Annotated in this window: 18 protein-coding genes; 8 read left to right on the plus strand and 10 right to left on the minus strand. The window is 74.7% G+C overall.

Going from position 1 to position 23,466, the window contains the following annotated elements:
• Window positions 1-83: 83 nt before the first annotated feature.
• A complete protein-coding gene (locus tag ACTMS9_RS10490) occupies window positions 84-2,249 on the minus strand; it encodes an ATP-dependent DNA helicase UvrD2 (RefSeq protein ID WP_441142472.1) in 2,166 nt (721 codons plus the stop codon).
• A 93-nt stretch (window positions 2,250-2,342) separates the two neighbouring features.
• On the opposite strand from ACTMS9_RS10490, the gene ACTMS9_RS10495 reads away from it, so the two are divergent.
• Entirely contained in the window at window positions 2,343-2,585 is a 243-nt protein-coding gene (locus ACTMS9_RS10495) for a mycoredoxin (protein WP_154942149.1), read from the plus strand.
• Between the two features lie 70 nt (window positions 2,586-2,655).
• Here the strand turns inward: ACTMS9_RS10495 and ACTMS9_RS10500 are convergent, their stop codons facing one another.
• Window positions 2,656-3,915, minus strand: coding sequence for an MFS transporter (locus ACTMS9_RS10500; protein WP_441164798.1), 1,260 nt, complete (start codon window positions 3,913-3,915; stop codon window positions 2,656-2,658).
• Window positions 3,916-4,143: 228 nt separating this feature from the next.
• On the opposite strand from ACTMS9_RS10500, the gene ACTMS9_RS10505 reads away from it, so the two are divergent.
• The 3 genes from ACTMS9_RS10505 (at window position 4,144) to ACTMS9_RS10515 (ending at window position 5,916) form a co-directional block, all read left to right on the plus strand.
• Window positions 4,144-5,118: a helix-turn-helix domain-containing protein gene (locus ACTMS9_RS10505; RefSeq protein WP_441142470.1), complete on the plus strand. Its 975-nt coding sequence runs from the start codon at window positions 4,144-4,146 to the stop codon at window positions 5,116-5,118.
• A gap of 72 nt (window positions 5,119-5,190) precedes the next feature.
• Window positions 5,191-5,424 carry a DUF397 domain-containing protein gene (locus ACTMS9_RS10510; RefSeq protein WP_154942146.1) on the plus strand — a complete coding sequence of 78 codons (234 nt, stop codon included), beginning with the start codon at window positions 5,191-5,193 and terminating at the stop codon, window positions 5,422-5,424.
• A 216-nt stretch (window positions 5,425-5,640) separates the two neighbouring features.
• The gene (locus tag ACTMS9_RS10515) at window positions 5,641-5,916 is read left to right on the plus strand and encodes a hypothetical protein (RefSeq protein ID WP_441142469.1); all 276 of its coding nucleotides are present in this window, start codon (window positions 5,641-5,643) and stop codon (window positions 5,914-5,916) included.
• 155 nt (window positions 5,917-6,071) lie between these two features.
• Here the strand turns inward: ACTMS9_RS10515 and nudC are convergent, their stop codons facing one another.
• From nudC to ACTMS9_RS10530, 3 genes are all read right to left on the minus strand, one after another.
• Entirely contained in the window at window positions 6,072-7,019 is a 948-nt protein-coding gene (gene nudC / locus ACTMS9_RS10520) for an NAD(+) diphosphatase (RefSeq protein ID WP_441142468.1), read from the minus strand.
• Complete coding sequence (locus ACTMS9_RS10525; protein ID WP_441164799.1) at window positions 7,016-8,353, minus strand: M16 family metallopeptidase; 1,338 nt, start codon at window positions 8,351-8,353, stop codon at window positions 7,016-7,018. Before ACTMS9_RS10525 ends, nudC begins: the two co-directional genes overlap by 4 nt.
• Window positions 8,354-8,708: 355 nt before the next feature.
• Complete coding sequence (locus ACTMS9_RS10530; RefSeq protein ID WP_441142466.1) at window positions 8,709-10,019, minus strand: M16 family metallopeptidase; 1,311 nt, start codon at window positions 10,017-10,019, stop codon at window positions 8,709-8,711.
• Window positions 10,020-10,291: 272 nt separating this feature from the next.
• On the opposite strand from ACTMS9_RS10530, the gene ACTMS9_RS10535 reads away from it, so the two are divergent.
• From ACTMS9_RS10535 to ACTMS9_RS10550, 4 genes are read left to right on the plus strand one after another with little or no spacing between them, the layout of a single operon-like run.
• The gene (locus ACTMS9_RS10535; RefSeq protein ID WP_441164800.1) at window positions 10,292-11,350 is read left to right on the plus strand and encodes an ABC transporter substrate-binding protein; all 1,059 of its coding nucleotides are present in this window, start codon (window positions 10,292-10,294) and stop codon (window positions 11,348-11,350) included.
• On the plus strand, window positions 11,347-12,126 hold the full coding sequence (locus ACTMS9_RS10540) for an ABC transporter ATP-binding protein (RefSeq protein WP_154942140.1): 780 nt from the start codon (window positions 11,347-11,349) through the stop codon (window positions 12,124-12,126). The genes ACTMS9_RS10535 and ACTMS9_RS10540 overlap by 4 nt, the downstream gene beginning before the upstream one ends.
• Window positions 12,116-13,000, plus strand: coding sequence for an ABC transporter permease (locus ACTMS9_RS10545; RefSeq protein ID WP_441142463.1), 885 nt, complete (start codon window positions 12,116-12,118; stop codon window positions 12,998-13,000). The genes ACTMS9_RS10540 and ACTMS9_RS10545 overlap by 11 nt, the downstream gene beginning before the upstream one ends.
• 1 nt (window position 13,001) lies before the next feature.
• Complete coding sequence (locus tag ACTMS9_RS10550; protein ID WP_441164801.1) at window positions 13,002-13,568, plus strand: RrF2 family transcriptional regulator; 567 nt, start codon at window positions 13,002-13,004, stop codon at window positions 13,566-13,568.
• Between the two features lie 87 nt (window positions 13,569-13,655).
• Here ACTMS9_RS10550 and ACTMS9_RS10555 read toward each other — a convergent pair whose 3' ends face one another.
• The 5 genes from ACTMS9_RS10555 to ACTMS9_RS10575 form a co-directional block, all read right to left on the minus strand.
• The gene (locus tag ACTMS9_RS10555; RefSeq protein ID WP_154942138.1) at window positions 13,656-13,856 is read right to left on the minus strand and encodes a hypothetical protein; all 201 of its coding nucleotides are present in this window, start codon (window positions 13,854-13,856) and stop codon (window positions 13,656-13,658) included.
• Window positions 13,857-14,137: 281 nt separating this feature from the next.
• The gene (locus ACTMS9_RS10560) at window positions 14,138-15,442 is read right to left on the minus strand and encodes a DEAD/DEAH box helicase (protein ID WP_441142461.1); all 1,305 of its coding nucleotides are present in this window, start codon (window positions 15,440-15,442) and stop codon (window positions 14,138-14,140) included.
• A 249-nt stretch (window positions 15,443-15,691) separates the two neighbouring features.
• Complete coding sequence (cspE, locus tag ACTMS9_RS10565; RefSeq protein ID WP_007464836.1) at window positions 15,692-15,895, minus strand: transcription antiterminator/RNA stability regulator CspE; 204 nt, start codon at window positions 15,893-15,895, stop codon at window positions 15,692-15,694.
• Window positions 15,896-16,099: 204 nt separating this feature from the next.
• Complete coding sequence (locus tag ACTMS9_RS10570; protein ID WP_441164802.1) at window positions 16,100-19,555, minus strand: ATP-dependent helicase; 3,456 nt, start codon at window positions 19,553-19,555, stop codon at window positions 16,100-16,102.
• Window positions 19,552-23,421, minus strand: coding sequence for an ATP-dependent helicase (locus ACTMS9_RS10575; RefSeq protein ID WP_441164803.1), 3,870 nt, complete (start codon window positions 23,419-23,421; stop codon window positions 19,552-19,554). Before ACTMS9_RS10575 ends, ACTMS9_RS10570 begins: the two co-directional genes overlap by 4 nt.
• Window positions 23,422-23,466: the final 45 nt, after the last annotated feature.

The following is a 23,466-nucleotide window of genomic DNA, read 5'->3' on the forward strand; positions in this document are numbered from 1 at the left end:
CCACCCCGTGAGCAGCCGGAATGGCGCCGCTCCCGAGGTGTGCCATGAGGCTATTCCTCGCCCGGGGGCGAGGGCAAACGAATTTACGACGAGATTTCGAAAGTTTTTTGCGGCGCGATGTCGTCCACCGCCGCACCGTCCACTAGCGCCAGCACCGCCTCGCCGTAGAGGCCGAGCTTGCGCGGTCCGATCCCGGCGATGGCGATCAGCTCCTCGGTCCGCCCGGGGCGCCGCTCGGCCAGCGCGGTCAGGGTGGCGTCGGTGAAGACGACGTACGCCGGGACCTTCTGCGCGCCGGCCACCCGGGCCCGCCAGTCCCGCAGCCGCTCGTACAGGTCCTCGTCGATGTCGGACGGGCAGGTCGGGCAGCGGCCCAGCTTGCGGTCCGGGCCGGCGAGCAGGGTCGCGCCGCAGATCCGGCAGGAGACGATCTGGGTGGCGGGGCGGCGCGCGGCGGTGCGCTTCGCCACGCCGCCGCCGGCCCGCTCGCCGCCGCCGGAGCGGTCCAGCTGCGGCAGGAACCGGGACGGCCGCCGGGCCCGTCCGCCCGGCGAGCGGGCCGAGGCGTACGACAGCCAGAGCCACTGCCGGGCGCGGGTGATCCCGACGTAGAGCAGCCGGCGCTCCTCCTCGACCTGCTCCGGGGTACGGGCGTACGTGGTGGGCAGGGTGCCCTCGGAGAGCCCGACCAGGAAGACCGCGTCCCACTCCAGCCCCTTGGCCGAGTGCAGCGACGCCAGCGTCACCCCGTCGACGGTCGGCACGTGCTGCTGGGCGGCACGGCGGGCCAGTTCCTCGTTGAAGTCGCTCAGGGTCACCGGCCGCTCGATGGCGGCGGCCTCGCCGATCGGCAGCACCTCGGGCGTTGCCGCGTACTCCTCGGCGAGCTGGACCAGCGCGGCCAGCGCCTCCCACCGTTCCCGCGCGGCACCGCCCGCCGGGGGCGCGTCGGGGGCCCAGCCCACCGCGGCGAGCGCCTCGACCACGGCGGTCGGCAGCGGGGTCTCCCCCGGGATCGAGCGGGTGGCGGCCCGCAGCGCGACCATCGCCTGGCGCACCTCGACCCGCTCGAAGAACCGCTCCGCCCCCTGCACCACGTACGGCACGCCGGCCTCGGTCAGCGCCTTCTCGTACGCCTCGGACTGCGCGTTGGTCCGGAACAGCACGGCGATCTCCTTCGCCGGAGTGCCCCCGTCGACCAGGGTCCGGCAGCGGGCGGCGACGGCGTTCGCCTCGGCCGGCTCGTCGGTGAAGATCCGCAGCTCCGGCTCGGGGCCCGGCGGGCGCTGCCCGTGCAGCTCCAGCCGCAGCCGCGCCTCGGCGCCCCGGGCCTGCGAGATCACCGCGTTGGCCAGCCCGACCACCTGCGGGGTGGAGCGGTAGTCGCGGACCAGCCGGACCACCGTCGCGCCGCGGTGCCGGCGCGGGAAGTCGACCAGGTACGACGAGGTGGCCCCGGTGAACGAGTAGATCGTCTGGCTGGCGTCGCCCACCACGGTCAGGTCGTCCCGGCCGCCGAGCCAGGCGTCCAGCAGCCGCTGCTGCAACGGGTTGACGTCCTGGTACTCGTCGACGACGAAGTGCCGGTACTGGCCGCGTACCTGCTCGGCGACGTCCCGGTGCTCCTCGATCCCCCAGACCGCGGCGCGCAGCATGTCCTCGAAGTCGATCACGCCGTTGGAGCGCTTGAGCCGTTCGTACGCGGCGAAGACCTCGGCCACCTTCGCCGGCTCGTACGGCGTCTCGCGCAGCGCCTTGGCCGCGGCGACCACGTACTCCCCCGGCTCGACCAGCGACGACTTGGCCCACTCGATCTCGCCGGCGAGGTCGCGCGCGGCGGCCCGGTCGGCGCGCAGGCCGACCTTGGCGGCGGCCAGGGTGACCACCCGCACCTTGCTGTCCAGCAGCTCGGGCATGGCGCGCCCCTCGAGCAGCCGGGGCGCGAAGTAGCGCACCTGGCGCAGCGCGGCGGCGTGGAAGGTCCGCGCCTGGACACCGGACACCCCGAGCACGGTGAGACGGGCCCGCATCTCGGCGGCGGCCCGGGCGGTGAAGGTGACCGCCAGCACGTGCCGGGGGGAGATCTCGCCGGTCAGCGCGCGGTGGGCGATCCGGGAGGTCACCGCGCGGGTCTTGCCGGTGCCCGCGCCGGCCAGGATGCAGACCGGGCCGGCGGGGGCGGTCACCGCCGCGCGCTGCTCCGGGTCGAGCCCGGCGAGCACGACTTCCGCCGCTGAGTGAACCCCCACAGCGAGGAATCATCTCAGCTCCCGCTGATGTTGCAGCGGTTAGCCTGACCTGAACGACAGGCCGGGCGACGCGAGCACTTGGAGGACCTGACCATGTTGACGATGTATTCCACCCCGTGGTGCGGCTACTGCCACCGGCTCAAGTCGCAGCTGGACCGGGAGGGCATCGGGTACGAGGTGGTCGACATCGAGCAGGACCCGAAGGCGGCCCAGTTCGTGATGAGCGTCAACGGCGGCAACCAGACCGTCCCCACGCTGCGCTTCGCCGACGGCAGTGCCCTGACCAACCCCTCCATCACCCAGGTCAAGCAGCACCTGGCCAGCCTCGCCGGCTGACCCCTCAGCAGTCAGGAGAAGTGGTCGTTCCCCCCGGAACGGCCACTTTTCCGTGTCCGGGTGCGGGCGCTCAGAGGCGGGTGGCGTCGGGGGTGAGGTGTTCGGCCGGGTGGGGACGGCGGGGCGACGGGACTCCAGCGGGCGTCCCGGGCGGCGGGGAGAGCCGGCGGCCGCGCCAGAGCCAGGCGCCGGCGGCGGTGGTGACCACCCCGACCAGGACGAACAGCAGCCGGTAGTCGAACACCCCGACGAGCAGCGCGCCCGCCCCGATGGAGCACGCCTGCGGGCCACTGACCAGCGCCTCGGACGCCGCGGCGACCCGGCCCAGCAGCCGGGGCGGGGTGCGCCGCTGGATCAGCGTGGCGAGCCCCACCATGGTCAGCGGCAACGAGACCCCGGCCAGCAGCAGCGCCAGCACCCCGAGCCGGAGGTCCGGCCAGGCCAGCGCCAGCGCGGCCGGGCCGAAGAAGGTCACCCCGGCGGCGAGCGCCCCGACCTCGCCGATGCGGCGTACCACCGCGGGTGAGAGCAGGCCGCCCACCAGCCCACCCACCCCCTGCACGGTGACCAGTACCCCGACGAACGCGGCGTCGCGGCCCAGCCCCTGGTCGACGTACGCGAAGATCAGCGACTCGCTGAAGCCCATCACCAGCGAGCCCAGCCCGTAGCCGAGCAGGGCCCGGCGCAGCGCCGGCTCGCCGGCCAGGTGCCGCAGCCCGGCGCCCAGCTCGGCCGGCCAGCGCAGGGTGGCCGCCGCCGGTTCGGTCTCGGCCACCCGGAGCAGCCCGACCACGGCGGCGGCGGTGACGAACCCCACCATCGCCAGGGTGGTGAGCAGCCAGCCACCGACGGCCGCGTAGAGGGCCGCCCCGGCCAGCGGGCCGCCGAGCCGCAGCCCCTGCCGCACGGTCTGCAGCGCCCCGTTCGCGTCGGCGAGCAGTTCGCTGGGCACCAGCTGCCGGATCAGGCCGCTCAGCGTCGCGCTGAGCGTGAGATACGACAAGCCGTACAGCGCGGCCACCACGTAGATGATCCAGACATCGGCGCGGTCCCGGACCGCGAAGAGCGGGGTGAGCAGCATGGCGGTGCCCAGGTTCGCGGCGACGAAGAACGGCCGCCGCCGGTAGCGGTCGACCACCCAGCCGACCAGCGGCGCCAGCGTCATCGGGGCGACGATCGCGAAGATGGTGGCGCCGGCCAGCCCGTCGGAGGAGGTCAGATCCTTGACCCAGATGGCGAGCGCGAGCAGCAGGATCGACTCGGCGGCCATGCTGGCCAGCAGCGCGCCGAAGAGCAGTCGGAAGTCGGGGCGGCGCAGGACGGTGCGCATGAGGGTTCCCTCCGCGGGGATGGCGCCGGTCGGCGCGTCAGGGGAGGTGCGGCCGGCCCGGTCATCGTCGCCCGGACGGCCGACACCTTCCACAGTCCTCTTTTTGTCTCGTGACACGCCCTCGCCGGAACCTCCGGCACCGGTCGCGCCGTCCATACTGACCGTGGGGGGCGAATTTCATACAGTTACCGTCGCGTCCGCGGCGGTCGACGCGAAACGAGGACACCCGTGCCTCCTGCCGTGCCCAGTCCGATCCTGCGACGACGCAGGCTCGGCACCGAACTGCGCCGCCTGCGCGAGGCGGCGGGACTCACCGGCGACCAGGTCATCGAGCGGATCGGCTGGGCGTCGGCGTCCAAGCTGTCCCGGCTGGAGAACGGGCGCAGCCGCCCGGACCCGGACGACGTACGCCTCCTGCTGGACCTCTACGGCGCCGAGCCGGAACTGCGCGACGACCTGATCGGGATCACCCACGAGGCCGGCGACATGCGCGGTTGGCGCAAGTCGTACCCGGTGATGACGCAGCAGCAGCTCGGCTGGGCGGAGATCGAGGCCGGCTGCGCGGAGATCCGCGAGTACAACCCGGTGCTGGTGCCGGGGCTGCTGCAGACCCCCGGCTACGCCCGGCTGCGGATCGTCTCGGCCGACCGGGCGGCCAGCGCGACCGGCGACCCCGAGGCCGGCGAGGACCCGGAGACCGAGGTACGCGCCCGGCTCGCCCGCCAGTCGCTGCTGGACCGGGTCGACGGCCCCCGCTACACGGCGGTGCTGGAGGAGGCCGCGCTGGGCCGCCGGGCCGGGCCGCCGGAGGTGCTGCACGAGCAGTTGGTGAAGCTCTGTGAGCTGGCCATCCTTCCCAACGTCACGCTGCACCTGCTGCAACGCGACACGGTGATCGGCGATTTCTACCTGCCACCCACCGCCTTCTCGCTCTACCGGTTCGCCGATCCGCAGGATCCGGAGACCCTGGCGATCGAAGGTGGCTTCATCGACGTCATGTCACACGAGGCAAACCCGGTAAATCGCTATAAAGTGGCCTTCGAGTGGCTGTGCTCGGCGGCGCTCTCCGCATCGGACACCCTCTCCTGGCTCTTCGAGGCGACGGGGCGGCTGACCGACTCGGCAGCCCCGTCCACGTCGGCCCACGGGTCGGCACCGCCGGTCCAGCGCCGGCGACACTCCGGGCGCCTGACGGAACGGTGATCCACACCGGACCCCGTCGGGGCCGGGCGGGCCACTCGTCCCCATCGGAGTTCCAGGAGCAGGAGCAGAACCATGAACGACATCCGCAACACCGTCTCCGCCCGGCAGCTCGCCGACGCCCCGTGGCGCAAGAGCACCCGCAGCCAGACCTCGAACTGCGTGGAGGTGGCGCCGCTGGGAGCCGGTCCGGCCGTGGTCGCGCTGCGGGACAGCAAGGACCCGAGCGGGCCCGTGCTGCTGTTCAACCGGGCCGGCTGGCTCGGCTTCGTCGGCGGCGCGAAGAACGGGCAGTTCGATCTGAACTGATCCGGTGACGCAGCGAGGGGCCGTCGGCGCACCGCTGGCGGCCTCTCGTCGTCTCCGCCGGCGCGAACGTCCGGACCGGGCATCGGATGATCGGACGAGAGCGGACGGATGGCCGCGTTTCACTTGCTGGGACGACGTGCGGGCGTAACATGACGAAAGAGTGACGTGGAACTTCCACAGCGTGCTCGCCCCGTCGCGGTCCATCCGGAGACAGCCATGCGTTTCCTGATCGTTCGTACCGACATCCGCACCGCCGCCGACAACGACATCGCCGCCGCCTGGGCCGGTGGTGGCCTGCTGCGGGACGAGACGACCGCGCCCGAACCGCGCCGTCAGATCGTGCACGCCGAGGACCGCGACGCCGCGCTGCTGCTCGCCCGCGCGCTGTCCACCGTCGGCGCCGTCCGGTCCGGCCGGCAACGGGTCAAGGTGCTCCCACTCGACGATCCCGGCGTCGTCTACCAGGAGTGGTGGGAGGCCAGCGGCACCTGAGAACCACCGACGTCCGCCGTGGTCGGACCGGCTCCCCCGCCGTGTTCCTCGCCTCATCCGCCACGACGGTCCGTGTTCCCGGCCCGGGATCGTCGCGGCAACGACGGTCCCGGGCCGGGACCGCGTCCAGGCCCGGTGCCCGGACCGTCAACCGGTCAGCAGTGCCCGTCCAGCCAGCGGTGGATGAGGAAGAGGGCGATCGAGGAGGGCGGCGGCAGGATCACCCGGTCCCCGTCGCCGGCGTCCACCGCCCGCCCGGCCAGCACCGCGCCGACCTCCCGCCGGGTGAACCAGCGGGCGTACGCGATCTCGGTCGGGTCGAGGAGGACCGGCGCCTTCGGGTCCGCCTCGGCCAGGAAGCCGAGCATCAGCGAGCCGGGGAACGGCCAGGCCTGGCTGCCCGCGTACCCGATCCGCTCGACCGCGACCCCGACCTCCTCGTGCACCTCGCGCAGCACGGCCGCCTCGGCCGACTCCCCCGGCTCGACGTAGCCGGCCAGGCAGGAGAAGCGGCGCTCCCCCGCCGTGCGTGGCCAGGTCGCGTTGTTGCCGAGCAGGCAGCGCCCGTCCGGACCGTCCACCCCGTCGTGCACCAGCACGATCATCGCCGGGTCGGTGCGCGGCCAGGCCCGGTGGCCCTGCGCGTCCACCCGGGACCAGCCGCCCTCGTCGATCTCCGTCCGGTGCCCCGTCCGCGGCGACCAGCCGTGCCCGAGATGCCAGTTGACCAGCGCCAGCGCGGTGGTGAAGATGCCCGCGTCCCGGTCGCTGAGCAGGTGCCCGACGTCCCGCAGGTGCACCGCCCGGGTGTCCGGCAGATCGGGCAGCGGCGCGTCCACCGCGAAGACCGGCGCCCCGTCCGGCTCCAGGCCGAGGAAGAGCGGCGCGGCGTCGGCGATCCCGTTCAGTTCGCCCGGCTCGCGCAGCACCAGCGCCGGCGGGTTGGCATCGGTACGGACCAGCGTCATCCCCTCCCGCGACGAGTCGAGCACCAGCACCCGGGACCGCCGCCAGGCCTGCGCCAGCCAGTCCGGGTCGGTACGCCGGTGCGCGGCCCGGTCCAGGGTGGTGCGGGCCAGCGGCGGGGCGGGCTCGCCGCTCACGCCGACTCCCGGCGTACCGGGGTCAGCGCGGCCAACTGTCCCTCGATCCGGTCGGCGTCGCCCAGCACCACGGTGACCGCCTTCGTCGGGGCGAGGTAGCGGGCCGCGACCTCCGCGACATCCTCGGGGGTCGCCTTGGCCAGCCGGGCGGCGTGCTCGGCCAGAAAGTCCAGTCGCAGCCCGTTGCCGGCGTACGCGCTGGTCAGCGAGGCGAGACCGGCCTGCGTGGACATGCCGAGCTGGAGGGTGCCCAGGGCGTACTGGCGGGCCTGCTCCAGCTCGTCCGGCTTCGGCGGCAGCGAGGCGAGCCGGCCCAGCTCGTACGTCGTCTCCAGCAGTGCCGGGCCGGTCACCTCGGTGGCCACCTCGGCGGCGGCGACCAGCACCGAGCCGGCGACCGAGTGCTCGACCGACGAGTGCGGCCCGTACGTGTAGCCCTTGTCCTCACGGATGTTCTCCACCCAGCGGGAGGAGAAGTAGCCGCCGAAGACCAGGTTGGCCAGTTGCAGCGCGGCGTGGTCCGGGTGGGTGCGCGGCACCGCGGGCAGCGCGATGCGCAGCGAGGACTGCACCGAGCCGGGCCGGTCGACCAGCAGCAGCGGACCGGGCTCCAACGGCGGGGTCGGCGGCAGGTCGACCCCCCGGGTCTCGCCGCGCCAGCCGCTCAGCGCCTGCTCGGCGGCGTCCAGCGCCCGCTCCGGCCGCACGTCGCCGACCAGCACCAGCACCGCCTCGGCCGGGTGCACCCGCTCGGCGTGCAGCTTGCGCAGCGCCGGAGGCTTCACCGCGCGGACCTGCTCGGGCTCCGGGGTCTGCACCCCGTACGGGTGGCTGCCGTAGATCCGCTTGAGCAGGGCCGTCCGGGCCAGGTGCGCCGGCTGGCTCTGCGCCACCTGGATCCGGTCGATCAGCCGGTCCCGCTCGGTGCCGACCCAGTCGGCCGGGTACGTCGCGTCGGTCAGCACGTCGGCCGCCAGCTCCAGCATCCGGCCCAGGCCGGTGACCAGGGCGGCCCCGGAGAGCATGAGCCGGTCCGGGTCGATACCGGCCGACAGCCCGCCGCCGACCTTCTGCAACTCGGCGGCGATCTGGGTGGCGGTGTGGGTCTGCGTGCCGGAGAGGATGGTCTGCGAGAGCACCGCGCCGCGCGCCAGGTGGGTACGGCCGAACGGCAGCCACAGCCGCAGCTCGACCAGGGGCACGGCGGGGCGGCGTACCGCGATCACGGTGAGCCCGTTGGCGAGCCGCCGCTCGGCCTGCTTCGGCACCTTGAGCTTGCGGGTGGGGCCGAGCGGCGGCAGCGCGCGCGGCGTGGCAGGGGCGGTCGTCGTCACCGGGCCACCTTCGTTCGCGACTGCGGGGCTCGCAACCCCGGCTCACTCCTCGCGCTCACCGGGGTCACCTTCGTTCGCGACTGCGGGGCTCGCAACCCCGGCTCACTCCTCGCGCTCACCGGGGTCACCTTCGTTCGCGACTGCGCGGCTCGCAACCCCGGCTCACTCCTCGCGCTCACCGGGGCGTCTTCCGTTCGCGACTGCGCGGCTCGCAACCCCGGCTCACTCCTCGCGCTCACCGGGGCGTCTTCCGTTCGCGACTGCGCGGCTCGCAACCCCGGCTCACTCCTCGCGCTCACCGGGGCGTCTTCCGTTCGCGACTGCGGGGCTCGCAACCCCGGCTCACTCCTCGCGCTCACCGGGCACCTCCGGGAATGACCTCGACGGCGGCGCGGCGCTCCGGCCGCAGGGTGGCGGCGGCGGCTCGGACCTGCTCCTCGGTGACCTCGCCGACCAGCCGGGGCAGCTCGTTGAGCAGGCCCGGCTCGCCGCGCTGCTGTTCCAGCACGGCCATCCGCAACGCCCGACCGAGCACCGCGTCGGTGTCCCGCAGCAGGTGGGTGGCCATCCTGGCCTGGGTACGCGCCAGCTCGCCCTCGATCAGCCCGTCGGTGGCCAGCCGGTCCATCTCCTCGTCGATGGTGCGCAGCACCTTGTCCACGTCGCCGCCGGGTGGCAGGTGCGCCTGGAGCAGCAGCGCGGTGGGGTCGCGCACGTCGAACGGGTCGCCCATGAAGCCGAGGTAGCCGCCGAGGCCGGTGACCGTCCGGTCCCGCTGGACCAGCCGCTCGACCAGCCGGGAGGCGTCGCCGTCGGTGAGCACCTCGGCCAGCACCACGTAGGGCAGGTAACCGCCGAAGTCGTCGATCGGGTCGGGCACCCGCCAGGCCCCGGCGACCGCCGGCAGCGGCGCCAGCGTGTCGGTGTACGTGCTGCGCCGCTCGGCGGTCAGGTCCGGCTCGGTGAAGTCGGGCCGCCGCGGCGCGGGTCGGGCCGGCACGTCGGAGAAGTGCCGCTCGATCAGGGTCATCGCCTCGGCGACGTCGATGTCCCCGCTGACCGCCAGCACCGCGTTGCCGCTGGCGTAGTAGCGGCGGAAGAAGTCGGCGGCGTCGGCGACGGTGGCCGACTCCAGGTCGACGAAGGAGCCGTAGCCGTCGTGCGCGTTGGGGAAGGTGTCGAACATGACCGGCGGCAGGGTCAGCCACGGGAAACCGCCGTACGGCCGGTTCAGCACGTTGACCCGGATCTCCTCCTTGACCACGTCGACCTGGTTGCGCAGGTTCTCCTCGGTCAGCCGGGGGCCGCGCATCCGGTCGGCCTCCAGGAAGAGCGCCCGTTCCAGGGCGTTGCTCGGCAGCGTCTCGAAGTAGTCGGTGTAGTCCAGGTGGGTGGAGCCGTTGAAGGTGCCGCCGGCGCCCTGGACGTGCCGGAAGTGGGCCAGCTTCTCCAGGTTCTCCGAGCCCTGGAACATCAGGTGCTCGAAGAGGTGGGCGAAGCCGGTACGCCCCTCGGGCTCGGACCGGATGCCGACGTCGTAGACGACCGCGACCCCGATGACCGGGGCGCTGCGATCGGGGGTGAGGACCACCCGCAGGCCGTTGTCGAGGGTGTACCGCTCGACCGGATATTTCGTCGCGGGGATTCTGACTCTGCGCGTCGGCACGAGATCGACCCTAGCGCGTTGGCACCCCCAACACCGGCGACCTCCGCGCAGAAGCGGTCGGCACCGGCGGGTGCTCCGCCGCGGGGGGTGGTGCGCCGCCGGACGGCGGTTCGGCGGGCGACCGACCGACGCCGCCAACCCCACCGAACAGGTGGGAATTGCCGAGATTCCCCCGGCAGGCCGTCCCGGATCGTGGATGGGTCTTGACGCCGGCCGGCCACTGCCCCACTCTTCCTACTAATCAAGTAGGAATACTGCGGATTGGATGGACGATGAGACGGCTCCCCTTCCGTCGGTTGGTCTCCCTCGCCACCCTCGCCGTCATGGGCGTGGCGACGGCGGGGACCACGGCGGCGTGCGGCGACGACAGCGAGGCCGGCGGCTCCGGCCCGGTCACTCTGCGGCTGGGCTACTTCCCCAACATCACCCACGCCCCGGCCGTGGTCGGCGTGGAGAAGGGCATCTTCACCGAGAGGCTCGGCACCGACGTCAAGCTGGAGACCAAGACCTTCAACGCCGGCCCCGCCGCCATCGAGGCGGTCTTCTCCGGCGCGCTCGACGCGACGTACATCGGTCCGAACCCGACCGTGAACGCCTTCTCCAAGTCCAAGGGCGAGGCGGTCCGGGTGATCTCCGGCGCCGCCTCCGGCGGCGTGGCCCTGGTGGTCAAGCCGGAGATCACCTCGGTCGAGCAGCTGCGCGGCAAGAAGATCGCCACCCCGCAGCTGGGCAACACCCAGGACGTGGCGCTGCGCTACTGGCTCAAGGAGAAGGGCCTGAAGACCACCAAGGAGGGCGGCGGCGACGTCACGATCGTGCCCCAGGAGAACGCCCAGACGGTGGAGACCTTCGGCAGCGGCGCGATCGACGGCGCGTGGGTGCCCGAGCCGTTCGTCTCGCGGCTGGTCAACGCCGGCGGCAAGGTGCTCGTCGATGAGCGTGACCTCTGGCCGGACCGGAAGTTCGTCATCACCAACCTGATCGTCAGCACCAAGTTCCTCAAGGCCCACCCGGACGTGGTGAAGAAGCTGGTCGAGGGGCAGGTCGCCGCGAACGAGTTCGTCAACAGCAAGCCGGACGAGTCCCAGCAGGCGATCTCTGCGGCCGTCGGCAAGATCACCGGTAAGCCGCTCGACCTCAAGCTGATCAAGCAGGCCTGGCCGACGTTGGAGTTCACCAACGACCCGATCGCGGCCTCGCTCAAGACCGGGCTCGACCACGCGGTCGCGGTGGGACTCACCCAGCCGGTCAGCCTCGACGGGCTGTACGACCTGACGTACCTCAACGAGGTGCTCAAGACGCAGGGCAAGACCGAGGTCGCCCAGCCATGACGTCGACCACGACGGCGCCGGGAAGCGCGACCACCGCGGTCGCGCTCTCCGGCGTGACGAAGGTGTACGGGCGCGGGGCGAACGCCGTCCTCGCCCTCGACGGGGTGAGCCTCGACGTCGCGCCCGGGGAGTTCGTCTGCCTGGTCGGCGCCTCCGGCTGCGGCAAGAGCACCCTGCTGAACCTGGTGGCCGGCCTGGACCGGACCAGCGGTGGGCGGATCGCGCTGGCCGGCGACGCGAGCCCGGGGCTGATGTTCCAGGAGCCGGCGCTCTTTCCGTGGCTGACCGTCGAGGCCAACGTGGAGGTGCCGCTTAAGCTGCGTGGGCTGCCCCGGGCCGAGCGGCGCGAGCGGGTGGCGGAGCTGCTGCGCACCGTCCACCTGGCCGAGTTCGGCCGCAAGCGCCCGCACGAACTCTCCGGCGGGATGCGCCAGCGGGTCGCGCTGGCCCGCACCCTGGCCCTGGACACCCCGGTCCTGCTGATGGACGAGCCGTTCGGCGCGCTGGACGCGATGACCCGGGACATCCTGCATGACGAGCTGGAACGGATCTGGTCCGAGCGGAAGCTGTCAGTGCTCTTCGTGACCCACAACGTCCGCGAGGCGGCCCGGCTCGCCGACCGGATCATCCTGCTCAGCAGCCGACCCGGCCGGATCATCTGGTCGACCGAGGTGGACGTGCCCCGACCCCGGCGCATCGACTCCCCCGAGGTCGCCGCGATCGCCGCCGAGGTCACCGACCGACTTCGTACGGAGGTGGGCCGTCATGGCCGGTGACACCCTCACCGGGGCGCCGCGTACCGACGCGGAGATCTCCGGGCTGGACGCGCTGGAGATCGCCGGTCGGGACAAGGAGGTCTCCCGGGGCGCCCGGCTCTGGGCGGCCACCTGGCCGAAACTCGCCGCGCTGGCCCTGGCCATCGCCATCTGGCAGGTGGTGGTCTGGAGCGGCTGGAAGCCACCGTGGTCGCTGCCGGGACCGGTGGTGGTGGGCGAGGAGCTGATCCGGCAGGCGAGCGGCGCCCAGCTGTGGGAGGGCATCGCGATCACGCTGCGCCGGGCCGCCGTCGGGTACGTCTTCTCGGTCGCGGTGGGCCTGCTGGTCGGCCTCGCGGTGGCCCGGTCCCGGGTGCTCCGGGCGGCCATCGGCTCGATGATCACCGCCCTGCAGACCATGCCGTCCATCGCCTGGTTCCCACTGGCGATCCTGCTCTTCGAGCTGAGCGAGAAGGCGATCTTCTTCGTGGTGGTGCTCGGGGCCGCCCCGTCCATCGCCAACGGGGTGATCAGCGGCGTCGACTACGTGCCGCCACTGCTGCTGCGCGCCGGCCGCAACCTCGGCGCCCGGGGACTCAACCTCTACCGGTACGTCATCGCACCGGCCGCGCTGCCGGCGATCGTGGCCGGCCTGAAGCAGGGTTGGGCCTTCTCCTGGCGCAGCCTGATGGCCGGTGAGCTGCTGGTGGTCGGCATCTCGCAGACCTCGCTCGGCGCGCAGCTCACCTACGCCCGGGAGCTGGCGGACTCGCCCTGGCTGCTCGCCACGATGATCGTGATCCTGGTCGTCGGCCTGCTCGTCGACGCGGCCTTCGGCGCGGCGGACAAGGCGATCCGGCGCCGCTGGGGCGTGCTGGACCAGGCCGGTCAGTGACGTGTACGTCTCCGCGCGCAGCGACTACGCGCTCCGGGCGATGCTCGCCGTCGCCGCCGCCTCGACCGGCGGCGACGGCGGTCCGGTGGGCTCGGAGTCGCCGACGGCCCCCGTTCCGGCGGGCGGGTCGGGTACGCCTACCGGCTCCCGGGCCGGGCCGGCCGGCGGGTCGGTGCCGGCCGGCGGGCCGACAGCGCCCGGCGGGGCCGGTGGCGAGCTGGTGAAGGCGGCGGCCCTGGCGGAGAGTCAGGGCATCCCGCTCAGCTTCCTCCAGGGCATCCTGCTGGACCTGCGCCGGGCCGGGCTGCTGCACAGCCACCGGGGCACCGAGGGCGGGTACGCGCTGACCCGGCCCGCCGGGGAGATCAGCGTCGGGGACGTGCTGCGCGCCGTCGGCGGCTCGCTGACCACGGTGCGCGGCCTGCCGGCGGAGGACGCCGGCTACCACGGGGTGGCGACGGGGCTGCGCGACGTCTGGCTCGCGGTGCACGGCGCGATCGCCGTGGTGGTCGACCGGACCACGCTGGCCGACCTGCTGGTCCGCCGCGAGAATTCCGCCATCGGGTGACGGCCGGTCGGTCCTCCCCCCGGAGCCCGACCGGCCACCCCCGCGTACCGGCCCCTCGCCGGCCGCGGCCCCGGGACCATCTCCCGGCTAGCCGGAGGTCAACTCCACCGCCGGGCCGGCCGAGCCGGCCGGGCTGCGCAGTTCCACCAGCCCCGCCGGGGCGGCGCGCCCCGGCCTCGGGTGCCAGGGCGCGAACGCCGCGACCATGGCGAGCACCAGCCCCGCGCCCGCCACTGCGAACACCACCAGCAGCTCGCGCACGGCCCCCGAATCGGCGTCGCCCGCCATGGTCACCCCTCCCGTGCCCGGCCGCCCCCCGGCCGGATCTTCCCCCCGGGTACAAGCTTTGATCAGGCAGGGGCCTCGGGACAGTCGCCGATCGGACCCAACCTCGCCTGTTTGCCGACTCAGCCGGCCGAACGTTCACCCAGCGTGGCCGTCCGGCCCCGCCAGGTCGACGATTTCCAGCGATGCCGCGACTCCGGGCCAGACGGGACGTGCCGGAAAACCGAAACAGCGGCCGCGCGACCGCCGTCGGGCGGTGCGCGGCCGCTGCGGGCCGGACAAGGTCAGGCGGTACGCGGGCGGCGCGGGCGCCGGGAGCGGCCCGAGGTGCGGTGCGCGGAGCGCGCGCCGTCCCCGCCACCGTTGGCCGTACGCGCGGCCGGTGCCGGCTGCGGGACGGCGATGGTCACCGGCAGGCCGGACGGCTCCCGGGCACCGGTCACCCGGGCCAGCGACCCGTCGTTGAGGCGTACCTGGGTCGACTGCGGCTTGATCCCGGCCACGCTCATCAACCGGGAGACGTCCCGGCGCTGCTCGGGCAGGACCAGTGTGACCACGGTGCCGGACTCCCCCGCCCGGGCGGTACGACCGCCCCGGTGCAGGTAGTCCTTCGCCTCGGTCGGCGGGTCCACGTTGACCACCATGTCCAGCCCGTCCACGTGGATGCCGCGGGCCGCCACGTCGGTGGCGACCAGGGCGGTCACCTGGCCGGTGCGGAACTGCTCCAGGATCCGGGTGCGCTGCGGCTGGGACTTGCCGCCGTGCAGGGCGGCGGCGCGTACCCCCTTGGCCAGCAGCTGGCGGGCCATCCGGTCGGCGCGGTGCTTGGTGGCCATGAACATGATGGTGCGGCCCTCACGGGCGGCGATCTGGGTGAGCGCGGCCGGCTTGTCGGCCGCGTCGACGTGCAGCACGTGGTGCGTCATCGCTGTCACCGTGGCGGTGCCCGGGTCGACCGAGTGCGAGACCGGGTTGGTCAGGAACCGGCGGACCAGCTTGTCCACGCCGCCGTCCAGGGTGGCGGAGAAGAGCATCCGCTGGCCGTCCGGGGCGACCTGCTCCAGCAGCTTGGTGACCTGCGGCAGGAAGCCCATGTCGGCCATCTGGTCGGCCTCGTCCAGCACCGTGATGGCGACCTGGTCGAGGCGGGCGTCGCCCCGGTTGATCAGGTCGTGCAGCCGGCCGGGGGTGGCCACCACCACCTCGGCGCCGGAGCGCAGCGCGTCCGCCTGCCGCTGCAACGACAGGCCGCCGACCACGGTGGCGCAGCGCAGCCCGACGGCGCGGGCGTACGGGGCGAGCGCGGTGGTGACCTGCTGGGCCAGCTCACGGGTCGGCACCAGCACCAGCGCCAGCGGGCGACCGGGGCGGGCCCGACGGCCGGCGGTACGCGACAGCAGCGGGAGCCCGAAGGCGAGCGTCTTGCCAGAGCCGGTACGGCCCCGGCCGAGCACGTCGCGGCCGGCGAGCGAGTCCGGCAGGGTGGCCGTCTGGATCGGGAACGGCTCGGTGATGCCCTGCGCCGTCAGCTCGGTGAGCAGCGCCGGCGCCAGGCCGGTCGCGGCGAAGGTGGGAATGGTCATGGTCATGCGGAAATGCCTTCCTCGACGCGGCACGTGTCGAGGGAGGGCGCCGGTGAATCGGCGCTGTCGCCGGCGGAGCGGATCCGCCGCGACTCACAAGCACGAACCGAAGGGGTACAGGCCGGTCCGCCGCAGCACGCCACTCCCGCCGGAGCGGGGGGCGGCGCGGCGGACCGGTCCCGTCACCGCGCCCGGAGGGCGCGGAGGTGTTACGGGTCGATCCGAAGATCAGGGTGTTACGGATTGATCCGAGGATCAGAGCGGGCGGATGTTCTCCGCCTGCGGGCCCTTCTGGCCCTGGGTCACCTCGAACTCGACCCGCTGGTTCTCGTCCAGGCTCCGGTAGCCGGAGGACTGGATCGCCGAGAAGTGGGCGAAGACGTCAGCGCCGCCGCCGTCCGGGGTGATGAAGCCGAAGCCCTTGTCAGCGTTGAACCACTTGACGGTGCCAATAGCCATGTGTTCTGTCTCCTTGACGGAACGTCGAACCCGCACCTGTTGCGGACTCGAAGAGGAGCGCTCCGCGCGGGAATGCGCGAATCGCTTGTCGCTTCTGGTCGCCCCGCCCGGAGAACTCCGGACACAACAAAGAGCGCCTGGGGCCACAATCCGCCAGGCGCACACAGAGTCTCTGGAAACCAAAACTGCAACGGGACGAACCTATCACGGATTGCCCGGCGCGCCACCCCCGGGCCGAAATTCCGGTACGCCGGAGATCAACGCGGTGAGCCCGTCGGCGTCGAGCAGGTCCGTCGGCCGCACCGTCACGCCCTCCCGGACGTAGTGGAAGGCCGCGCCGACCCGGTCGACCGGCACCCCGGCCAGCTCGGCCCAGGCCAGCCGGTAGACGGCCAGCTGCACCGCCGCCACCTCGGCTTCCCGGCCGGTGGGCCGGCGGCCGGTCTTCCAGTCGACCACGTCGTAGCGGCCACCGGGGCGGGTGAAGACGGCGTCCATCCGGCCCCGGACCACCACCCCGGCGAGCACTGTGGCGAACGGCACCTCCACCTCCACCGGCACCCGCTCGGCCCACTCGCTGGCCAGGAAGCGCTCCTGCAACTCGGCCAGCGCCTCGTCCGGCGCGGCGTCCGCGTCGGCCGCGCCGGGCAGCTCGTCCACGTCGAGCAGCCGGTCGGCGCCGAAGCGCTGCTCCAGCCAGGTGTGGAAGGCGGTGCCCCGCCGCGCGTACGGGTTGGGCTCGGTCGGCATCGGCCGGCGCAGCGTCCGGGCCAGCGCCTCCGGGTCGCGGCGCAGCGCCACCAGCTGGGTCACCGACAGGTGCCCGGGCAGCGCCACCTCCACGGCTTCGGCCTGCCGGAGCAGCTCTGCCCGCTCGGCGAGGAGCAGGTCGGCCTCCCGCCGCCAGCGCGCCACCTCCGGATCGTCCACCTCGGTCGGCCGCACCTCGCCCGGGGCCGGCTCGGCCTGATCCTCGCCCGAGGCCGACTCGGACCGGCCCTCGGCCGGGGCCGAATCGCGGCGGGCCGCGGCGGGGTCGGCGAGGAACCGGCGGACCAGCGCGGCGGCCTCGGCCAGCGCCGGCCGGCGGGCGCCCAGCGGGTCCGCCGGCCACTCCGCCCGCAGCACCATCTCGGTGGTCGGGTTGACCGCGTCCCCGGCCGGCTCGGGCGCCCAGGCGTCGACCAGGTGCCCGGTCGCGCCGTCGAGGCAGGCGTCGTGCACCTCGCGGAGAAAGACCGACGGACCCCGGAAGCGTTTGGTCCCCTCCCCCCACCAGTAGCCGGAGCAGAGCAGCAGCCGACGCGGCCGGGTCACCGCCACGTACGCCAGCCGGCGCTCCTCCCGCTCGTCGTGCGCCCGCCAGGCGTCGGTGAAGTCCTCCACGGCCCGGGCCACCCCGCGCTGGTCCTCCGCCCCGGCCAGGCCCAGCTCGGGCAGCCCGTCGGCGTCGCCGCGCAGCGGGAACGGCAGCACGCCGAGCCCGCCCAGCCAGTGGTCCGAGTTGCGCACCGGCCCCGGCCAGCCTCCCCGGGTCAGCCCGGCGACCGCCACCACGTCCCATTCCAGCCCCTTGGCGGCGTGCGCGGTGAGCACCTGCACGGCGCCCTCGACCACCTCCACCTCGCCGGGGGCCAGGCCGCGCTCCTCGTCCTCGGCGGCGGCCAGGTAGGCCAAAAACCCGGCGAGGGTGGCCCCCGGGGTCTCGCCGCTGAACCGGGCTGCCACGTCGCCCAGGGCGTCCAGGTGGCCCCGGGCCAGCCCGGCGTCGCCGGCGCCGTCCCGGCCGGCCCGGACCGCCACCTCCACGTCCAGGCCGATGGTCCGCTCGATGTCGGCGATCAGCTCCGGCAGGGTCTGGTCCAGCCGGTAGCGCAGCAGCGCCAGTTCCATCCCGTACGCGCGCAACCGCGCGTAGCCCTCGGCCGAGTACGCCTGCGCCGGCCCGAGGTCGGCCAGCGCCTCGACCAGCGTCGCCTCGTCCAGCACGTCCACCGCGATCTCCGGCCCGTCGTCGCCGGTGAGCCGGTGCCGCGCCCGCGCGATCGCCCGGGCGCGCCGGTGCAGCGCCACCAGGTCACGCGGCCCGATCCGCCAGCGCGCGCCGGTGAGCAGCCGCAGCAGCGCCGCCCCGTCGGTCGGGTCGGCGAGCACCCGCAGGGTGCAGACCACGTCGCGGACCTCGGGAGTGTCCAGCAGGCCACCCAGGCCGACCACCTCGACCGGCAGGCCGCGAGCCCGCAGCGCCGCCTCGATCGCCGGGATCTGGCTGCGCAGCCGGACCAGCACGGCGGTGGTGGGGCGCTGCGGCACCGGGATGTGCTCGGGCAGCGCCCCGGGCAACCGGGCGGCGCCCCGCCAGGCGGCGAGCACGCTGTCGGCGATCCAGTCGGCCTCGTCGGCGTACGTCTCCAGCAACGCGCAGTGCACGGTGCCGGCGGCGTGGCCGCCCGGGCTCCGGTGCGGAATCGGGTCCCGGACGCTCAGCGCCGCGCGCAGCTCGGGCACCCGGGCGCCGGCGGCGCGCAGCGGCAGGGAGAGCGCGTTGGCCACGCCGAGGATCTCCGGTCGGTTGCGCCAGCTCGTGGTGAGGCTCAGCACCTCGGCCGGGGTGCCGTCGGCGCGGGTGAACTCCGTCGGGAACCGCTCCAGGGTGCCGGCGCTGGCCCCGCGCCAGCCGTAGATGGACTGGCACGGGTCGCCGACCGCGGTGACCGGGTGGCCGCCGCCGAACAGCGCGTTGAGCAGCACCACCTGGGCGTGGCTGGTGTCCTGGTACTCGTCGAGCAGCACCACCCGGAAGCGGTCCCGCTCGACCGCGCCCACCGCCGGGTGGTCGCGGGCCACCCGCGCGGCCCGGGCGAGCTGGTCGGCGAAGTCCATCGCCTCGAAGTCGTCCTTCCGCCGCGCGTACGCCCGCACCAGCGGCAGCAGCTTGAGCCGGGTCTGCTGGAGCTGCAACGCCCTGCGCACGTCGGCGTAGACCCGGCCGGGGCGGGACTGCACGTCGGCGAAGAAGCGGCCGGTCCAGGCGGCCAGCTCGTCCGGGTCGACCAGGTGCTCGTCCAGCTCCCCGGCCAGCGCCAGCACCGCGTCGGTGATGGTGCTGGGCATCCGGTCGACCTCGGACATGTCGCCGTCGTAGTTGCGCACCAGCAGGTCGACCAGCTGCCAGCGGGACGCCTCGGTGAGCAGCCGGGTGGTCGGCTCGTACCCGGCGCGCAGCCCGTGCTCGGTGACGATCCGGCCGGCGTACGAGTGGTAGGTGGAGACGGTCGGCTCGCCGGCGAGCGGGTCGTCCAGCGGGTCGCGCCCGCGCCGGCCCAGTCGCCGGACCAGCTGGTCGAGCCGGGTACGCACGCGGTGCGCCAGCTCACCGGCCGCCTTGCGGGTGAAGGTGAGGCCGAGGATCTGCTCCGGCCGGACGTACGAGTTGGCGACCAGCCACACCACCCGGGCGGCCATCGTCTCGGTCTTGCCCGATCCGGCGCCCGCCACCACCAGCAGCGGTTCCACCGGCGCGGCGATGATCGCCGCCTGCTCCCGGGTCGGAGCCGGCAGCCGGAGCAGCTTCGCCAGCTCGACCGGGGTGTAGCGGGGCCCGGCGTCGGCGGCCCGGGGCGCCGGGGCGGCGGTGCTGAACAGGGTCGGCTGGGTCACGGCTCCTCCGGGGTGCGGATCGCCGGGGGCTCGACGACCTGGCGCCCCTGCCCCGAGACCGGGCAGCTGGTGCGCACCGGGCAGACCCGGCACTTCGAGTTGGCGACCGCGGCGAAGGTGGCGGCGGCCATCGTATCGGCGGTGCGCCGGACCAGGGCGGTGGCCCAGCCGGCCTCCGGACCCTCCCCGGCGGCGGCCTGGGCCTGCTCCTTGGCGTCCTTCGCCCCCGTGCCGAGCTGCACCAGCGCGGCACCGCCGGACTCCTCACCGAACTCGGCGAACGCCCCCGCCTCCACCGCCGCCTGGTACGCCCCGAGCTGCGGGTGCTCGGCCACCTCCCGCTCGGTGACCGCCGTCGACTTGCCGGTCTTCAGGTCGATCACCACGAGCCGGCCGTCGGCGTCGACCTCCAGCCGGTCGACCCGGCCGGTCAGCTCGACCGGGCGGGTCGGGTCGTCGAGGCGGACGGCGAACTCGTGCTCGATGGCGAGCAGCCGGCGCGGGTTGCCGGCGAGCCAGCGCAGCAGCTTGTCCACCATGGCCTCGGCGCGGGAGCGTTCCGGGCCGACCATCCACCGGGCGGCCAGCTCGATGGCGTCGAACCGGGCGGCGACGTACTCCAGCAGGGCGGTGCGGTCGGCGCTGGCGTCCTCGGCGAGCATCGCGGCGGCGTGCACCAGGTTGCCGACCCCCTGCGCGGCGCTGGCCGGGCCGCTGCCGCCGTGCCGTTCCAGCAGCCAGCGCAGGCTGCACCGCAGCGCGCTCTCCATCGCCGACGGGGTGACCCGGACCGGCTCGCCCTCGTCGACCAGCGGCCGGTCGTCGGAGAGGCCGCGCAGGCCCCACCAGTCGTCCGGGTGGGCGCCGGGGATGCCGGCGGCGGCCAGGCGGGCCAGCTCGGCCGCCGCCGCGCGCCGCCGGGCGGGTGGCGCCGCCGGCTCGGTGACCGCGGTACGCAGCTCCGCGACCAGCGCGGACAGGGTGAGCGCCCGGGGCGGACGCCCGAGCGGCAGCTCGCCGGGTTGATGGGGCTCGTCGTCGTCCACCGCCGACGACACGGTAGCGCCGGGCTGGGCCGCTGCCGCCGAGGCGGTCAGGGCGGCGCCGTCGCCCGGCCGGTCGGGGGCGACCCGGCCAGTGACCGCGGCACGGTCGCTGGGCCCGTCCGGGGCGGTCGCTGCGGCACCGTCGCCCGGCCGGTCGGCGACTGGGCTCGTCACCGCGGCACGGTCGCCCGGCCGGTCCGCCACCGGGGCGGTCGCTGTCGCGCCGTCTCCCGGTCGATCCGGCGTCCGGCCGGTCGCCTTCGATCCGGTCGACGTCAAGTCGGTCGGCTTCGAACCGGGCACCGGGCCGGTCGGCTTCGGGCCGGGCACCGGGTCGGTCGGCGCGGGGCCGCCCGACCCGGTCGCGGGTGGCTCGGTGGTGCCCAGCTCGTGCAGAAAACGGCTCGGCTGCTCCTCGTGGTCGTCGCCGCCGACCGCCGCCGAGGCGACCGCGGTGACCAGCAGCCGGCGCCGGGCCCGGGTCACCGCGACGTGGAAGAGCCGACGTTCCTCGTCGAGCAGGGCCGAGGTCTGGCCGACCAGGCTGGCCCGGGTGCCGGCGCCGTCGGCCCGGCCGGCGAGCACGTCGACCAGCCGCTCGGAGCCGAGCAGGCTGCCGCGCAGCCGCAGGTCGGGCCAGATCCCCTCCTGGACCCCGGCGACGGCGACCAGGTCCCACTCCAGTCCCTTGGCCGCGTGGGCGGTGAGCAGCCGGACGGCCTCGCCCCGGTCCGCGCTGGCGGCCAGGGTGTCGGCCGGCAGGTCCTGGCCGAGGACGTGGTCGAGGAAGACCTCGGTACGCGCGCCGGGCAGCCGGTCGGTGAAGCGGGCGGCGGCGTCGAAGAGCACCATCACCGCGTCGAGGTCGCGGTCGGCGGCCTCGGCCCGCCAGCGCTGGGCGGTCTCGTGCTCGCCGGTGGCGGCCCGACCCCGGTTGATCGCCCCGGCCCAGCGCTCGGCGAGGCCGCTGGCCCGCCACACCGCCCAGAGCACGTCCTCGGCGGTGGCACCGGGGGTGGCCGCCGCCGTCCGCGCGGTGGCCAGCAGCTCGGCCACCGTCCGGGCCGGCTCGACCCAGCGCCGGTCGATCGCGGCCAGCTCCGCCGGGTCGCGCAGCGCCTCGACGATCAGCTCGCCGGAGGGGCGGCGGTCCCCGGCGGCCAGCGCGAGCGCCCGCAGCCCCTGGCGCAGCCGTCGCTCGGCGAGCGGGTCGGCGCCGCCCAGCGGCGAGTGGAGCAGGGCGACGGCGGTCTCCTCGTCCAGCCGGTCCGGTTCCAGCGCGCAGCGCAGCAGGAGCAGCAGCGGCGCCACCGCGGGTTGCAGGTGCAGCGGCAGGTCCTCGCCGTGCACCACGGTCGGCACCCCGGCGGTGTGCAGGGCGCGGCGCAGCGAGGGCAGGTGCAGGTTGGTCGAGCGGACCAGCACCGCCATCCGCGACCAGGGCACCCCGTCGAGCAGGTGCGCCGACCGCAGCGCGTGCGCGAGCCAGGCCGACTCGCTGGTGCCGGAGCGGAACGTGCGCACCTGCACCGTGCCGGGCGGCGCGTCGGGCAGCGGGTGCAGGGCCCGGTGCGCGGCCGGGCCGCGCAGCCGCCGGGCCAGCCGCCCGGTGGCGGCCAGCAGCCCCGCCCCGGCCCGGTACGACGTGGTCAGCACCACCTGCGCGGCCGGCGCGCCGGAGGCCGTCCGGAACCGGTGCGGGAAGGTGTGCACCACGGCCGGGTCGGCACCCCGGAAGGCGTACGTGGAGGAGTCCGGGTCGGCGAAGGCGACCAGGGGCTTGCCGCCGCCGGCGATGACGGCGAGCAACTCCTGCTGGGCGGGGTCGGTGTCGGCCAGCTCGTCGACGTAGACGTGGGCCAGCCGGCGCCGCTCGGCCGCCAGCAGCTCGGGGTCGTCCAGCAGCATCCCGGTGGCGGCGCGGACCAGCTCCGCCGGGTCGTACGCGATCGAGCCACGGTTGGCGACGTCGCGCAGGGCGAGCACGGCGACGTACTCGCGGAGGAAGCGGGCGGCGGCCGGCCAGTCGGCGCGGCCGAGCTTCTCGCCGAGCCGGGCCAGCTCGACCGGCCCGACGCCGCGCTCGGCGGCCCGCATCAGCAGATCGCGCAGCTGGCCGGCGAAGGCCCGGGTACGCAGCGCGGGGCGCAGGTCCTCCGGCCAGCCGACCGGGTCGTCGCCGGGCTCCTCGCCCACCACGTCGAGCAGCTCGCGGATGATCAGATCCTGCTCGGGACCGGTGAGCAGCCGGGGCGACGGCTCGCCCCGCTCGGCGGCGGCGCGGCGGAGCAGCCCGAAGGCGTACGCGGGGAAGGTGCGCACCAGCGGCTCGCGGACCACCCGGGCGGGCCGGGTCACGGTGCTGCTCCCCGCCGGCGGGCTGCTGGCCGCCCGCCCCTCCTCCGGGAGGTGGCCGGCGCCGGCGATCCGCGCCTCGATCCGGTGGCGCAGGTCGGTGGCCTGCCGCCGGGCGAAGGTGAGCACCAGGATCCGCTCGGGGTCGACCCCCTCGGCCACCCGGGCGGCGACCGCCTCGACCAGGGTGCTGGTCTTACCGGTGCCCGGGCCGCCGATGACCAGCATCGGCCCGTCGGTGTGGCCGACGATCTCCGCCTGGAGCGGGTCGGTCAGCCGGGCACCGGGCTGCGCGCCATCGACCGCCGACCCCTCGGACCGCGGCTCCCCCTCGACGCCCGCGCCCGCCCGGCCGTGTCCCTGAATCGCTCCGCCGGCTGGCCGGTCCCCCCGAACCGTCGCGGCGGACCGCTCCGCCCCCGGGCCCGGTCCGGCAGGCCGGCGCACCAGCCGGTACCCCTGCACCCCCACATCCCACCACGCCCCTACGACACCCACCCCGCCCCCACC

The sequence above is a fragment of the Micromonospora sp. L31 genome, from assembly GCF_052068075.1.
GTDB lineage: Bacteria > Actinomycetota > Actinomycetes > Mycobacteriales > Micromonosporaceae > Micromonospora > Micromonospora purpureochromogenes.

Excerpts from the sequence above, each read along its gene's own strand:
- ACTMS9_RS10495 (WP_154942149.1), top strand. The coding sequence starts at position 2,343 with ATGTTGACGATGTATTCCACCCCGTGGTGCGGCTACTGCCACCGGCTC.
- ACTMS9_RS10500 (WP_441164798.1), bottom strand. The coding sequence starts at position 3,915 with ATGCGCACCGTCCTGCGCCGCCCCGACTTCCGACTGCTCTTCGGCGCG.
- ACTMS9_RS10510 (WP_154942146.1), top strand. The coding sequence starts at position 5,191 with ATGAACGACATCCGCAACACCGTCTCCGCCCGGCAGCTCGCCGACGCC.
- ACTMS9_RS10515 (WP_441142469.1), top strand. The coding sequence starts at position 5,641 with ATGCGTTTCCTGATCGTTCGTACCGACATCCGCACCGCCGCCGACAAC.
- ACTMS9_RS10535 (WP_441164800.1), top strand. The coding sequence starts at position 10,292 with ATGAGACGGCTCCCCTTCCGTCGGTTGGTCTCCCTCGCCACCCTCGCC.
- ACTMS9_RS10540 (WP_154942140.1), top strand. The coding sequence starts at position 11,347 with ATGACGTCGACCACGACGGCGCCGGGAAGCGCGACCACCGCGGTCGCG.
- ACTMS9_RS10545 (WP_441142463.1), top strand. The coding sequence starts at position 12,116 with ATGGCCGGTGACACCCTCACCGGGGCGCCGCGTACCGACGCGGAGATC.
- ACTMS9_RS10555 (WP_154942138.1), bottom strand. The coding sequence starts at position 13,856 with ATGGCGGGCGACGCCGATTCGGGGGCCGTGCGCGAGCTGCTGGTGGTG.
- ACTMS9_RS10560 (WP_441142461.1), bottom strand. The coding sequence starts at position 15,442 with ATGACCATGACCATTCCCACCTTCGCCGCGACCGGCCTGGCGCCGGCG.
- cspE (WP_007464836.1), bottom strand. The coding sequence starts at position 15,895 with ATGGCTATTGGCACCGTCAAGTGGTTCAACGCTGACAAGGGCTTCGGC.